We start from the raw sequence: 13,968 nt of genomic DNA, 5'->3' as shown, positions 1-13,968 counted from the left end.
GCCGTCGACGTTCGCTGAACTGTAAGAACCCCGGTTAATCAGCGTCAAGGACAAATACGGCCACATAAGGCCGCTATTAATACGGAGGCCGAACAAATTGCCTAGACTGTCGGCATGGACGAGGCTCCGGGGTCCCTCACTTCGTTGCGGTCTCGCAACCGGCTGCTGGTTCTGGACACCGTCCGGCAGCACGGCCGGATCAGCAGGGTCGGCATCGCCCGGGCGACGGGCCTGTCGCGGACGACCGTCTCCGGCCTGGCCGCCGATCTGCTGGGTGAGGGCATCCTGATCGAGGCGGCCGAGGTGGCACTTCCGTCGGCGGCCCGCGGCGGCCGGCCCGCGACCCCGCTCACGCTCAACCCCGAGGGCGGCGCGCTGCTCGGTGTCCATCTGCGTCACACCGACATCCGCGTGCTGCTGGCCGATCTCTCCGGCGGCATGCTGGGCGAGCGGTACCACCAGGTCGACGTGGACCATCAGCCGGACGAGGCCCTCGACTTCATCGCCGACACCGCCCTCGACCTGGTCACGACGGCGGGACGGGACACGGGGCGCGTCTTCGGCATGGGGGTCGCGGTGTCGGCGCCCGTCCGGTCGCGGTCGCACGCGCTGAGCCTGCCGTCCATGCTGTCGGGCTGGACCGATGCCGACGTCGCCGCGCGTCTGAGCAAGCGCATCGGGCTGCCCGTCCATGTCGGGAACGACGCCAACCTGGGCGCCCTCGCCGAGTGGACCTACGGCGCGGGACGCGGAGTCGACGACCTGATCTACATCATGCTGGCGGACGGGGTCGGCGCAGGGCTGATCATGGACGGCCGCCTCTACCAGGGCGCCACGGGAATGGCGGGCGAACTCGGCCACATCGCCGTGGTCGACCGCGGTTACGTGTGCCGCTGCGGAAACCGCGGCTGCCTGGAGACCGCCGTCGGGGCGCAAGCGCTCACGGCCGCGTTCGCGCACACCCGCGGCCCCGGCACCACCATCACCGACCTGATCGCCCTGCTCGCGGCCGACGATCCGGGCGCGCGGCGAGTGATCACCGACGCCGGTCGCATGATCGGACGCGCGCTGGCGGGAATCTGCGCGATGCTCGAACCGCGGAGGGTCATCGTCGGCGGCGAGGTCGCGGCCGTCGGCCGCCCCCTGCTCGACGGGATCCGCGACGAGCTGATCCACGGCCTGCCCGCGGCCCTCACCCAGGGCATCACCATCAGCGGCAGTCACCTCGGCGACCGCGCCGAGGTCTTCGGCGCGATCGTCCTGGCGACCCGCCGGACCTCCGCCCACCTCCTGGCGCCGCATTTCGACCGGCTGCCCCGTGCTTCGGAAGACCTGCCACCCGCGTGAGGCCGGCCGGTCCCTGATCGCCGCCGTGCGGCCGGGGGATCGCCCTTCGCCCGGTCGACGGGGATGAGCGAGTCGGCCGCGACCAGGCAGAGCAGCCCGCCCGCGATCACGTCGTGATCGCCCGTCCGCCGACGCCGGTGAAGACCCCGTCTATTGCACCTGGGACATCATCCCCGGTGCGGTCGCTCATCACCACCGGCGGCACCGACGCCCGCGTGGTCGGCGCGATGGTCGAACACGACGGCCGCACGGTCCGCGTCATGGCCCGAGGCGGAGTCGTTCTCGCGTCGGGCGGGTTCGACCACGACGCCCCGCTCCGCGAGGAGCACCACCCCTACCTGGACGCCGACTGGAGTTTTGGCGCTGCGGACAACACCGGCGACGGCCTGCGCGCGGGCCGGGACGCCGGGGCGGCCGTCGAGCACATGGACGAGGCATGGTGGTTCCCCACCCTCGCCTGGCCGGACGGGCGCAAGCAGATGCTGCTCAACGAGCGGATGATGCCCGCCCAGTTCATCGTCAACGGCGCCGGCCGGCGCTTCATCAACGAGGCGAGCCCGTACACCGACTTCGGGCATGCGATGATCGCCGGCCGGGAGAGCGGCGTCGAGCACATCCCCTGCTGGCTGATCACCGACATCCGGTCCTGGCGGCGGTACGTGATCGCCGGCCACCTGCCGCTGCCCCGCATCCCGTTCGCCCCGGCTCCGACCGGCCACTCGGTACCGAAGGCGTGGCTGGACAGCGGCGCGGTCAAGCAGGCCGGCAATTGGCCGGAGCTCGCCGCGCGGATCGGCGTCCCGGCCGACGCCCTGGCCGAGACCGCGCGCCGGTACAACAAGCTCGCGGCGCAGGGGCACGACGACGAATTCGGCCGCGGCGACAGCGCCTACGACCACCACTACGGCGACCCGACGCTGCCCAACCCGAACCTCGCGCCGCTGGGCGGCCCGCCGCTCCTCGCGTTCCGGATCGTGCTCGGCGACCTCGGCACGAACGGCGGACTGCGCACCGACGAGCACGCCCGCGTCCTGCGCGAGGACGGCAGCGCCATCGGCGGCCTCTACGCCGTCGGCAACGTGTCCGCGGCCGTGATGGGGCGGACCTACGCCGGAGCCGGCGCCACCATCGGCCCGGCGATGACCTTCGGATATGTGGCGGCCGAGCACATCGCCGGGCGACTCCGGCGCCCGGGCGGCGGCACACCTGCGCGAGAGGAAGAATCCGCATGACCGACCCCGTCAGCGAGATCTACGACGTCGTCGTCCTGGGCACCGGAGCCGCCGGGCTGTCCGCGGCGGTGACCGCCGCCGCGCAGGGAGCGTCGGTGGCCGTGCTGGAGAAGGCGCCGAAGATCGGCGGGACGACCGCGGTGTCCGGCGGCGTCGTGTGGGTGCCCGCCCACGAACGTCCGGACGCACCGGTACCGCTGCCGGTCGAGGACGCGACGGCCCACCTGCGGGCCCTGGCGAACGGCCAGATCGACGAGCACCTGGCCGAGGTGTTCGTCCGCTCGGCCGCCCCGGCGGTCGAGTTCCTCGAAGCGCACACGTCGCTGCGCCTCTCGGTCGCCGACGGGTTTCCCGACTACAAGCCGGAGCACGAGGGCGGCAAACGGGAGGGCGGCCGGTCGCTGAACCCGGCCCCGTTCGACTTCGCCGCCCTCGGCGACTGGGCCGACCGGGTGACAACGTTCCCCGACGACTACAGCAACGTCGGGTTCGACGCCGAGACCCGGGATCGGCTCTGGGGCGGGCGCGGCGGCGCGGACGGGTCCGGCGGGGGCGACATGCGGGTGACGGGCCAGGCCCTGGTCGGGGCGCTGCTGCGCGGCCTGCTCGACCTCGGAGTCGAGCCGCGGACGTCCGCACGCGCCGTCGAGCTGACCGTCGACGACGGCGCGGTCACCGGTGTCGTGGTGGCGGCTCCCGAAGGCAGGCGGACGGTGCGCGCCCGGCGCGGCGTCGTGATCGCGACCGGCGGGTTCGAGTGGGACGCGGAGCTGGTCCGGACCTTCCTGCGCGGCCCGATGAACGGGCCGACATCGCCGCCGAACAACATGGGCGACGGACTGCGGATGTCGATGAAGGCCGGTGCCGCGCTGGGCAACATGCCCCAGGCATGGTGGGTGCCGATCGTCCAGATCGCCGGTGACACGCTCGGCGGCCACCAGCGCAGCCGCAGTGTGCGGCTGGAACGCACCCGGCCGCGCAGCATCATGGTCAACCGGTACGGCCGCCGGTTCACCAACGAGGCCGGCGACTACAACAGCATGGGCGGCGCGTTCCACCAGTTCGACCCGGCGCGGTTCGAGTACCCGAACCTCCCGGCATGGATCGTGTTCGACCACGAGCACCTGGCCGGTACGGCTTCCTCGGCGTCACCGCCGGCGAGGCGGTCCCGGGATGGTTCCACCGGTCCGCCACCATCGCCGAACTCGCGGCCTCCGCCGGGATCGACGCGTCGGCCCTCGTGGACACCATCGGCATCTGGAACTGTGACGTCGCCGAGCTGTACGACCCGGACTTCCACCGGGGCGAGAGCGCCTACGACGGTCACTGGGGCGACACCACGGCGCACCGAGGCGCTTCTGCCGCGGATGCCGGCCGGCGCCGCCGTCGCGAACACCGGCTCGATCGCCGGCTCGCACCACCGAAGGCGCCGCGATCTCGTCGCCGGGCTGCTGGCCACCGCCGGCCGCGACGATGCGCGGCGCTGGTGCGACGAGCACGCCGCCGAGCTCGGCACGGGGTACGCGGTCTCGAAGGACGCGATCATCTGGTACACGCTGCACCGGTCGGTCGAGCTGGCGGAGCGCGGCATCAGGATGAACTGCGTCTGCCCCGGTCTCACCGAGACCCCGATCCTCGCCGATTCGCGACGTGCGCGCGGCGACGCGTTCCTCGACGGGATCCCGATGCCGCTGGGAAGGGTCGCCGAGCCGTCGGAGCAGGCCTCGGTTCTCGCGTTCGTCGGCAGTCCGGACGCGAGCTACCTCAACGGCCAGGTGCTGTGGGTCGACGGCGGCTACATGGCCGGTGTCCAGACCGGGCGGTTCGCCGACACCACCGGCGCGGCGGGCAGGGGCGACGGCTCGTGACCGGCCGCCAGGACCTCGACTACGCCGGACTTCTCCGTCTTGACGGCCGGACACATGTCGTCGTCGGCGTCGGGCCCGGAATCGGCCGCGAGACCGCGTGCGCGCTGGCCGCAGCCGGAGCACACGTCGTCTGCGTCGACGTCGATCCGGCACAGGCGTCCGCGGTCGCCGAGGCGACCGGTGGAACGGCGGCGACCTGCGACGTCACGGAGCCCGGCCGGTTCGATCGGGTCCTGTCGGACACCGCCCGCCGGACCGGCCGCATCGACGGCGTCACCGACGTCGTCGGGCTCGTCCGCTGGACGCCGCTGGCGGGGACCGGCGACGACGACTGGGCCTGGCAGGACGGGATCGTCGCCGGGCAGGCCGTTCGCGTACTGCGGACCGCGGTACCGTACCTGCGCGCCGGCGGCGGTGGATCGCTCACCTTCATCGCGTCGGTATCGGCCCTGGCCAGCGCACCCGGACACGGCCTCTACGGCATGTCCAAGGCGGCGCTGCTGTCGATGGTCCGCACCGCCGCGGTCGAGCTCGGCCCGGAGAGCATCCGTGTCAACGCGGTGTCGCCGGGGGCGACCCTGACGCCGCGCATGGTGGCCGACCCGCGGTTCACGGAGGCGATACGTGACAACTCGGCACGAACCCCGCTGGGGCGACTGGCGTCCCCGGCCCATATCGCCGCCGCCGTGCTGTTCCTGTCCAGCGGCCTCGCCGCCCACGTGACCGGACACAACCTCGTCGTCGACGGTGGGCTGAGCATCACGTGGCCTCTCGCACGCCCCGACCATTCGACCGTCTGACACTGCCGCACATCGACCGGAGCCGAAGCCGGCCACGCCGAAAGGTGTTGAGCTCAGCCGAGGTGGAAGGCGAGCAGCGCGTTGCCGTGCGCGGCGGCGAGGATGGGGCCGTGGGTGCTGAGTTCCCATTGCTTGGTGGAGACAGGGGTTGTTACGGGGTAATTCCAGATGATTTGCCCTGTTCCGGCGTCCCAGGCGTAGAGCCCCGAGCCCTTGGTGCCTGCCACGCCGAGGCAGATCAGCCCGCCGGCGACGATCAGTGGGGCGGTGTCGGGCGCGGGGGTGTTGGCGGACCAGAGACGCCTGCCGGTGCGGGCATCGAGGGCGACCAGTCGTGGGCTGTCCAGGACGTAGGCGTAGCTCCCGTCGACCAGGAAGCCTCCTGCCCGGCCGCCGGGCGAGGTCGGCGTGTAGGTCCATCGCTGCCGGCCGGTGGCCGCGTCCAGGGCGTAGATGGTGGGCCCGTTCAGGTAGACCAGTCCATTGGCCACGCTCACGTTGAGCAAGAGCGCGCCCTTGCCGTCAGGGTCCCTTGCGGCGTTGGGGAGGTCGGCGCTCCAGACCTTCCGGCCGGTGTCGACCGACAGCGCGTCGAGAGTGGTGGGAGAGGGACTGCTGAAGACCAGGTCACCGCTTCCCGGCACCATGAGCATCGTCTCGCGCGGGCTGGTCCACCGGTCCGCGCCCGTCGTGATGTCGAGCGCGACGTGCCGGCTCTCGCCCTTCTTCTCCTGGGCGGCCTCGCCAAGGAGGGTGCGGCCCTGGATGCCGTTGACGACGGTGTACGACGCTTGCGGCCACCGGCGGATCCAGAGCCGGCGGCCGGTGGCGGGATCCAGGCCGGTGATCGTTTGATCCCCGCTGAGGGCCAGCAGTTCGTTGGCCGAGATCATGAGTTCGGGGTACTGGTATTTCTCCGGTGCGTCGTAGGTCCACTTGACCGCCTGGGACTCGTCCATGGCGACGACCGTGCCTTCGGAGTCGGCCGTCGTATAGATGAGCGTCGGCCCGGCGGCCATCTCGCCGGTTTGAGACCAGATCTGCCGTCCGGTGGCCAGCGAGTAGCCGCGGAAATCGTCCTCGAAGACCTTGCGGGCGACCGAGATGATCGATCGAGAGCGGACCACGAGAGTGATGTCGTCCTCGTCTTGGATCGAAATTCGCCACAGCAGCTTCGGCGGAGCGATCCGGTGCCCCTTCGCGCCCTGGGTCGCGGCCAGTGCCGCGGCGGTTCCGCCGCCGATGGCGGCGAGTCCGGCGATGGCGGCCCCGCCGGCCAGCAGCCGTCGCCGGGTGCGGACGCCGGCGACCGTTCGCAGATCCAGGACGAGGGTGTCCTCCCGCCGCCGCAACTCGTCGCCCATGTCATCCGGGAGCCAGCCGGGCGTGACCGGCCGGGCGGCCAGCAGCGCCGGGAGCAGCTTCGCGGGCGGACGCCGGTCGGGATCCCGGCTGAGGCAGGCGCTCACCAGCTGCGCCAGGGAAGCCGGGACGCCGCGCAGGTCGGGTTCCTCGTGCAGGGTCCGATGGATGATCGTAGGGACCGCGTCCTTGCCGAACGGCGGGCGCCCGGTGGCGGCGAAGGCCAGTACGGCGCCGTAGGCGAACACGTCGGCGGCCGGGGTGAGTCGCGTTCCGTGGATCTGCTCGGGGGACATGTAGCCGGGGGAGCCGATGAACTGGCCCTCTTCGGTGAGTGTGGCGGTGTCGGCGGCCTTGCTGATGCCGAAGTCGATGACCTTGGGGCCTTCCTTGGCGAGCAGGATGTTGGCCGGTTTGAGGTCGCGGTGCAGCAGGCCCGCCTCGTGGATGGAGATCAGGGCCTCGCCCAGTCCGGTGCCGAGGGTGCGCAGCGGCGCCTCGGGCATGGGTCCGTACCGCTCGATCGTCTCCTTCAGGCTGAGGCCGTTGACGTACGCGATCGCCAGCCACGGGACGGTGCCGTCGGGTTCGGCCTCGACGACCGGGCTGGTGAACGCGCCGCTGACCTTCTGGGCGGTCTCGACCTCGCCCCGGAACCTGGCGCGGAAAGCAAGGTCTCCGGCGAGCTCGGGCCGCAGGACCTTGATGGCCACCGCCCGTCCCGCCGGGGACGCGCCCAGGTAGACCACGCCCATGCCGCCCTCGCCCAGGCGCCGCAGCAGACGGTACCGCCCGATGCGATCGGGATCGCCGGGCTCCAGCCCCGCCGCCGTCATCGCCCCGCCTGGAAGCGGTAGAGCCGCTTGTGGTCGGTCGCGAAGACCGACGACCCGGACACCGCGACTTCCCAGCCGCGCTGCGTGTCCGCCGGCCCCCGGTGCGCCCACAGTGCCCGGCCATCGGTCCCGGCGACGAGAACGCCCTGGGACGGGCCTGTCGGGTCGTTGAAGGCGGCCGCGACGAGGTCGCCGGTCGCCGCGATGTGTCCCCGGTCGTCGGCGAACGGTTCTGGACCGGCCAGCGTCCACCGGGGGGCGCCGGTCGCCTGGTCGTAGGCCTGGAGAACCTCTTTTTTGAAGATCACGTTGGCGCCTGCGGGAATGACGGTGTCGAATTGCCTGTCGGTGTCCCGCGACCAGACGGGCGTCCCGGCGGCGGCGTCGATCGCCTGGACGGTGTCGCCGAAGTTGCCGAACACCCGACCGCCGGCGACCGCGATGTCAAGGCTCGCCCTTTTCCGGGTGCCGCCCTCGGGCCAGGTGTGGACCCAGCGCTTGCGGCCGGTGACGGGGTCGAGGGCGGCGAGGGAGGGGTCCGTGCTGACGTAGAAGCCGGTCTGGTCGGCGGCTCCGGAAGCGACCAGGCCCTCGACCGGGACCTCCCACTGGATCTCGCCGCTGGTCAGGTCCAGCGCGCAGAGGTTCTTCATCGAACGCACGAGCATCGTGTCGTCGACCACGCCGAGGACGGACCTGGGGGAGACGCCGCGGGGCTTGGGCACGTTCGTGGTCCTGCCGGTCGGGGCGTGGACCATGGTGATCGTCTGGTCCTCGATGTCGCCGACCACACCGCCGAGGACGACGAACGTCGATCCGTGGGCGACAGTGCCCGAGTACAGGGTATTGGCCTTGTCCTCCGTCCAGAGCTGCCGCCCCGAGTCGGCGTCCACTCCGTACATCTCCTGTTCGCCGCCCCACAACACGACACCGTCCGCCACCAGCACCACCGACGCCCCGCTGATGGGCCGCGGCGGGGTGAACGTCCACGCGAGCGGGGGCGCCGCGGCGAGGGGGGTTCCTCGGGGTGCGGGCTTGGCGGGCTTGGAGCCCCCGCGGGTCAACGTCCAGCCGGTCGTCCCCGCGCCGATGCCGACCACGGCGACCGCGGCGGCCAGTCCCAGGATCCGGCGTCGTCCGGTCTTGCCCGCCTCCGCGTCATCGACCCGCAGCGGCGGTGGGGGCGCCGTGACCGGCTCCGACGCCACCCTGTTCGCCTCGGCCTCCCTGGCCGCCACCTCCTGGCGCAGCGCGGGTGAGCCCAACGCCCGGGGATCGGCCGGGGTCGTCGCGGCGAGCACGGACTCCAGCGTGGGGCGTCCGGCCGGGTCCTTGGCCAAGCAGGCGGCCAGCAGTCCACGCAGTGACGCGGGCACGCCGTCGAGGCAGGGTTCTTCGTACATGACCTCATAGAGGACCGCGGCCGAGTCCCGCTCGCCGAACGGCTTGGCGCCCGTGGCCGCGTAGACCAGCACACCCGCCAGCGAGAACACGTCCGCCGGGGGCCCGGCGTCCTTGCTTCCGGCGATCTGCTCGGGAGCCATGTAGGCCAGCGTGCCGATCATGGCGCCGGTGCCGGTGAGCTGCGTGGCGTCGGCGACCTTGGCGATCCCGAAGTCGATGATCTTGGGGCCGTCCTCGGCCAGCAGGATGTTGCCGGGCTTGAGATCGCGGTGCACCAGGCCGGCTCCGTGGATCGCCTGCAGCGCCTCTGCCAGTCCCGCGCCCAGCGCCCGGACGGCGGACTCCGGCAGCGTTCCGACGCTTGCGAGGGCCTCGCTCAGCGTGGGCGCGGGGACGTAGCCGGCGGCGAACCAGGGCTGTGGCGCGTCGGCGTCGGAGTCCAGCACCGGGGCCGTGTAAAGCCCGCTCACCTTCCTCGCGGCGGTGACCTCGCGGCGAAACCGCTCCCGGAAGTCCGCGCTGTCGGCGAACTCCCGCCGGACGAGCTTGAGCGCGGCCAGCCGGGCGCCCGGCGACCGGGCGAGATAGACGATCCCCATCCCGCCCGCGCCGAGCCGGGCGAGAATCCGGTACGGGCCGATCCACGCAGGGTCCCCCGGCTGCAGTGACCGCACGTCCATCTCCACCTCAAATGAACATGTATATCTGTTCAACGAAGGGGACGCCTACAACCCGGCGCGGCTCGACTCCACTGTGAAAGGAACCGGTCCAGCTCCTTCACGCTGGTCGCTTCGTCCTCACGCAGGGGCGCCGAGCGGCGGGTGCTCGAGCACGCTGGGCTTGTACTCGACCAGCTGGATGCGGCCGTCGAAGGTGCGGTGCTCGATCATCTCCAGGGCGACGTCCGGATAGCCGTCGTAGATGCGTTCCGCGCCCGTGGCCCCGGTGATCACCGGGAACATCACGACCCGGAAGCGGTCGACGAGTCCGGCCCGTAGCAGGGACCGGCACAGGCTCAGGCTGCCGATCGTGCTGAGGAGCCCCGAGCCACTCGACTTCATGGCCCGGACGGCCTCGACGGCGTCGTCGCGGACGAGCGTGGAGTTGGCCCACGTCAGCGGCTCTTCGAGTGAGGAGGAGAACACCACCTTGGACGCTTGCGTGAGCTCGTCGACGGACGCCTCTTCTTCGGGCCTGAACTCGTCCTGGCCACTCGGGACCTCGCCGGCGGCGAAGCCCGACATCAGGCGGTAGGTGTTCGCTCCCATCAGGTGGGTCGACTCGGGCTGCTCGCCGAGCCATGCGAGGTACTCCGGGCCCTCAAGGCCCCAGAACCCGGGCCATCCCTCTCCCGACGCGTAGCCGTCGAGGGAGGTGATGAAGTCGACGAGAAGCTCCGACATGGCGGTCTCCTTACGGTTGTGGGTGTACGAGGTTGACCGGCCGGGAGCCGCGAACTCATCGGCCGCGCCGTGGGGTAAATGGGTGCGAGCGCACGACGTTCGCGTCCCGGTCCGGGAGCCCGGCGCGGACCAGAGCGATCGAGACGCCGGGCCCGTTGCTCACATGCCGCCGCCGCTCGTGTCCGACTCGTACGGTCGGTTGTCCGGGTGATACTCCAGCAGACGGTCCGGATCGATCTCGACCAGCAGATCACCGGCGCTGTCGGTGAACACGATCACGAGGCCGATCCGGAGCGACCGCAGCGGCCCGGGCGCACAACCGCCGCGCCTCATCGCCGCCGACGTCACCGGCCTGGAAACCGCGATCGACCGACTCGAAGCCGACCTTCCCGACCTGCGCAACTTCATCCCCCCCCGGGGCGTACTGGCCGCAGCCCACCTGCACTTGGCCCGCACCCTCTGCCGCCGCGCCGAACGCCGCGTCACCACCCTGCGCCGCCAGGACCAGGCCGCCCCGCACCTTGCCGCCTACCTCAACCGGCTATCCGACCTGCTGTTCGTACTGGCCCGCCACGTCAACCGAACCGCAGGCACAGACGACATCGTGTGGGCCCCCCGCTCCTGACGGCACGACTCCCGCACCGGCAACTCCGCGACCGGTGCGCTATTCGTCCTGTCTCGCCTGCTTGGTATCAGAAGGGCTCGCTCGTCCCTTGTGTCACAGCAGTCCGACAGAGAGGGGAACGAGGCTCCGCCGCAGTGTGCAGCGGCCGTAGCCGGTCTCTTCCGCTGTCAATGTCCGGGTGCGGGGGGCGAGCCGAACTCCGCTTCGAGGATCTCGCCGAAGAGATCGAAATGCTTCCAGTCGTTGTTGGTGTGGATGGAAATCGTGTGGTCCCCGCAAGGAGTGCCCATCACGTAGGTGAAGGAGCCGTGATGGCCGCCGCCGACACCGCGCAGAAGCAGCCCGCTCGCGAGCTTCTGTTCGAAGACGCCCAGCCCGTACCGCAGGTCCCAGTGAGTGATCCACGCACTTCCCTTGTTGGAGCGCGTGGTCCACATCTTCTGGTGCTGTGGGGAGGGAAGCAGGCTTCCGGAGGCGAGTGCGCGGTAGCCGCGAATGACGTCGCCGGTGGTCGAGATGATGTTGCCGGCCGCCCAGTAGTGGGATGTGTTGAAATCGGTGGCGTCGAAGGGGGCGAGCGCGGGGTCCTCCATCGGCAGCGAGGTCGCGTTCTCGGCCGTGACCTCGGCCGGATCGGCGTCGAAGAACCACTTGGTGTACGCCTTGGGGTGGAGCCCCTGGATCCTGATCTCCTCCGGGGGCCGCACGTAGGTGTCGGTGAGTCCGAGGGGCCGCAGGACGGTCCGCTCGACCTCGTCGGCGTAGCTGTTTCCCGTGGCCCTTTCGATGATGGCGCCCGCGAGGTGGAAACCGCCGTTGTTGTAAATGAACTTCTCTCCGGGAGCCGCCTCGGGTGGCCGGGCGACCGCCATCGCCAGTAGTTCCTCGATCTGCCACGGGTCGAGGATGTGCTCGGTGAGCCCGGAACGGGTGTGGTAGCGGGAGATCAGTTCTGGATGGATGTTGACGGTGTGCAGTCCACTGGTGGCGTTGAGCAGGTGCCGGACGGTGATGGCACCGCCGTCGTACGCCGTGCCCTCGGTGAGGCCGGGAAGCCACTGGTCCAGGGTGTCCTCGATGCTCAGCTTTCCCTCGGCCTCCAGTTGCAGCATGGTTGCGGCGGTGAACGCCTTGCCGCTGCTACCGGTGTGGAACCGGTCCTCGGGTGTGCGGCGACGCCCCGTCCGGAGGTCGGCGAACCCGGCGGAACCGAACCAAGTGCCGCTCTCGTCGTGCACCTCGGCCACGATGCCGGGGACGCCTTCCTCGGCCACCGCTCGGTTCAGCACCTCCTGCACCTTTGCGTGCTCGGGGTCTGCGGAGTGGGTCATGTGTGTCCTTCCAGGCGCGGGACCGCCGGATCGGCCGGCCCGGTGCTCGTCGTTCCGTCCGTCCACACGATCTCGATCGGACCTGTCGGCGAACTGACGCCGCCCTGATCGGGGCGGGCCCGGTCGTGTCAGGGGGAGATCAGGTGGCGCGGGCACCATCGGGCACCGTCACCTACCGCGACCGCGACGGAGATTCCCGTGCCCGACGTCCATCCACGCCGGTGGCTGATCCTGGGCGCCCTCTGCCTGGGCATGCTGGTGATCGGCATCGACAACATGATCTTGACGCTGGCGATCCCCGCCCTCATGCGGGACGTCGGCGCGAGCCCGGCGGCGGTCCAATGGATCCTGGACGCCTACATCCTCGTGTACGCGGGCCTGGTCCTGACCGCCGGGAGCCTGTCCGACCGCCTCGGGCGAAAGCGGTTCCTCCTGCTGGGGCTGGGGTCGTTGGGTTTCGGCTCGCTGCTGGCGACATTCGCGGCGGAACCCTGGCAACTCGTCGTGTGCCGCGCGGTCATGGGGGCGGGCGCGGCCCTCGCGATGCCCAGCACCCTGTCGATAATGATCAGTATCTTCGGCGCGGACGAGCGCCGGAAGGCGATGGCGATCTGGCAGGCCGTCAACATGCTCGGTCTCGTGGCCGGGCCGATGCTGGGCGGTCTGCTGCTGGAGTACTTCTGGTGGGGCGCGGCGTTCTTCATCAACGTTCCGCTCGCGCTGGTCGGCATCCTCGTAGTGGCGCTCGTCGCACCGGAATCGCGCGGCCCCGCCCGTCCCATGGACGTGCCGGGCGTGGTGCTGTCGATCGCCGGGATGACGACGCTGATCTGGGCGCTGATCTCGCTGCCGCACGAGGGCTGGTCGGTGACGGTGGTCGCCGCCCTGGTCGCCGCGGGCGTCGTCCTCGCGGTCTTCGCGTGGTGGGAGACCCACCGGGTGTATCCGTTGCTGCCCTTGACGGTGTTCAAGGATCGCGACTTCTCCGGTGCGGCCCTGGCCATGGTCCTGGTGGTCTTCACCAACGGTGCGGTGCAACTGGCGTTGACACAGTTCCTCCAGGGTGTGCTGGGATACGGCGCTGTCACCGCCGCGTTCGCGCTGGCGCCGCTCGCCTTGACGATCGCGGTCGGCAACCTGCTGGGCATCAGGCTGGTCGGGCACATCGGCAACAAGCCGTTGATCGTGACCGGTCTGCTGACGCTCGCGGTCGCGTTCGCGGTGCTCGGGATGATCCGCGCGGATGACGGATACCTGCTCGTGGCTCTGGGGCTGGGGCTGATGGGGCTGGGAACCAGCCTCGCCCAACCGGCGATGTACGCCGTTCTGCTGAGCGCCATCCCGCCGAAGCACGCAGGTGTGGGGTCGGGAGTGCTGGACACGCTCAAGCAAGGCGGGATGGCACTGGGAGTCGCTGCCCTGGGCAGCGTGCTGAGCACTGCCTACACCGCGAACCTTCCCGGCGACGTGAGAGGAGCCCCGAGGTCGTCGCTGACCGCGGCGCTCGACCAGGCCGGCCGGACCGGGTCTGCCGAGCTCGCGGCGCAGGCGAGGGCGGCGTTCACGGCGTCCATGTCCACGGTGTTCGTGATCGCCTGCCTGCTCACGATCGCCGGGGCGATCTCCGCCCTGGTGATCCTGCGCGGCGCCTCCCGCCCGGGAGGCGGGGATGGCGAGCCCCGCGACCAGAAGGGCCGGCCCTCCGCGGCGCCGTTGTCATCGGCCAGGCCCAGGGCCGGTTGAAAGGCGGCGGCGCTGGG

10 protein-coding genes are annotated in these 13,968 nt (G+C 71.0%); 6 read left to right on the top strand and 4 right to left on the bottom strand.

Going from position 1 to position 13,968, the window contains the following annotated elements; genetic code table 11:
* Positions 1-114 precede the first annotated feature (114 nt).
* From E1281_RS00155 to E1281_RS00135, 4 genes are all read left to right on the top strand, one after another.
* Positions 115-1,347: an ROK family transcriptional regulator gene (locus E1281_RS00155; protein ID WP_131875018.1), complete on the top strand. Its 1,233-nt coding sequence runs from the start codon at positions 115-117 to the stop codon at positions 1,345-1,347.
* A gap of 176 nt (positions 1,348-1,523) precedes the next feature.
* Complete coding sequence (locus E1281_RS00150; protein ID WP_207943002.1) at positions 1,524-2,579, top strand: FAD-binding protein; 1,056 nt, start codon at positions 1,524-1,526, stop codon at positions 2,577-2,579.
* On the top strand, positions 2,576-4,447 hold the full coding sequence (locus E1281_RS00145) for an SDR family oxidoreductase (RefSeq protein ID WP_207943001.1): 1,872 nt from the start codon (positions 2,576-2,578) through the stop codon (positions 4,445-4,447). The genes E1281_RS00150 and E1281_RS00145 overlap by 4 nt, the downstream gene beginning before the upstream one ends.
* On the top strand, positions 4,444-5,247 hold the full coding sequence (locus E1281_RS00135; protein WP_207943000.1) for an SDR family oxidoreductase: 804 nt from the start codon (positions 4,444-4,446) through the stop codon (positions 5,245-5,247). The genes E1281_RS00145 and E1281_RS00135 overlap by 4 nt, the downstream gene beginning before the upstream one ends.
* 53 nt (positions 5,248-5,300) lie before the next feature.
* On the opposite strand, the gene E1281_RS00130 is transcribed toward E1281_RS00135, so the two are convergent.
* The 3 genes from E1281_RS00130 to E1281_RS00120 form a co-directional block, all read right to left on the bottom strand.
* Positions 5,301-7,445 carry a serine/threonine-protein kinase gene (locus E1281_RS00130; RefSeq protein ID WP_131875016.1) on the bottom strand — a complete coding sequence of 715 codons (2,145 nt, stop codon included), beginning with the start codon at positions 7,443-7,445 and terminating at the stop codon, positions 5,301-5,303.
* Positions 7,442-9,523, bottom strand: coding sequence for a serine/threonine-protein kinase (locus E1281_RS00125; protein WP_165958718.1), 2,082 nt, complete (start codon positions 9,521-9,523; stop codon positions 7,442-7,444). The genes E1281_RS00130 and E1281_RS00125 overlap by 4 nt, the downstream gene beginning before the upstream one ends.
* Before the next feature lie 123 nt (positions 9,524-9,646).
* On the bottom strand, positions 9,647-10,252 hold the full coding sequence (locus E1281_RS00120; protein WP_131875014.1) for a dihydrofolate reductase family protein: 606 nt from the start codon (positions 10,250-10,252) through the stop codon (positions 9,647-9,649).
* 265 nt (positions 10,253-10,517) lie between these two features.
* Between E1281_RS00120 and E1281_RS00115 the strand changes: the two genes are divergently transcribed.
* On the top strand, positions 10,518-10,877 hold the full coding sequence (locus E1281_RS00115; RefSeq protein WP_207942999.1) for an ATP:cob(I)alamin adenosyltransferase: 360 nt from the start codon (positions 10,518-10,520) through the stop codon (positions 10,875-10,877).
* Between the two features lie 167 nt (positions 10,878-11,044).
* Here E1281_RS00115 and E1281_RS00110 read toward each other — a convergent pair whose 3' ends face one another.
* Positions 11,045-12,208 carry a serine hydrolase domain-containing protein gene (locus E1281_RS00110; protein WP_131875012.1) on the bottom strand — a complete coding sequence of 388 codons (1,164 nt, stop codon included), beginning with the start codon at positions 12,206-12,208 and terminating at the stop codon, positions 11,045-11,047.
* A 198-nt stretch (positions 12,209-12,406) separates the two neighbouring features.
* Between E1281_RS00110 and E1281_RS00105 the strand changes: the two genes are divergently transcribed.
* The gene (locus E1281_RS00105; protein ID WP_131875011.1) at positions 12,407-13,951 is read left to right on the top strand and encodes an MFS transporter; all 1,545 of its coding nucleotides are present in this window, start codon (positions 12,407-12,409) and stop codon (positions 13,949-13,951) included.
* The last annotated feature ends 17 nt before the right edge of the window (positions 13,952-13,968 follow it).

This window comes from Actinomadura sp. KC345, from assembly GCF_004348515.1.
Classification (GTDB): Bacteria; Actinomycetota; Actinomycetes; order Streptosporangiales; family Streptosporangiaceae; genus Spirillospora.
Note: the sequence above shows the minus strand (reverse complement) of the source record. Positions and strands in the feature narration are given on the sequence as shown.

Bases quoted from the DNA above. Each gene is read 5' to 3' on its own strand.
- E1281_RS00145 (WP_207943001.1), top strand. From the start codon at position 2,576: ATGACCGACCCCGTCAGCGAGATCTACGACGTCGTCGTCCTGGGCACC.
- E1281_RS00155 (WP_131875018.1), top strand. From the start codon at position 115: ATGGACGAGGCTCCGGGGTCCCTCACTTCGTTGCGGTCTCGCAACCGG.
- E1281_RS00110 (WP_131875012.1), bottom strand. From the start codon at position 12,208: ATGACCCACTCCGCAGACCCCGAGCACGCAAAGGTGCAGGAGGTGCTG.
- E1281_RS00120 (WP_131875014.1), bottom strand. From the start codon at position 10,252: ATGTCGGAGCTTCTCGTCGACTTCATCACCTCCCTCGACGGCTACGCG.
- E1281_RS00130 (WP_131875016.1), bottom strand. From the start codon at position 7,445: ATGACGGCGGCGGGGCTGGAGCCCGGCGATCCCGATCGCATCGGGCGG.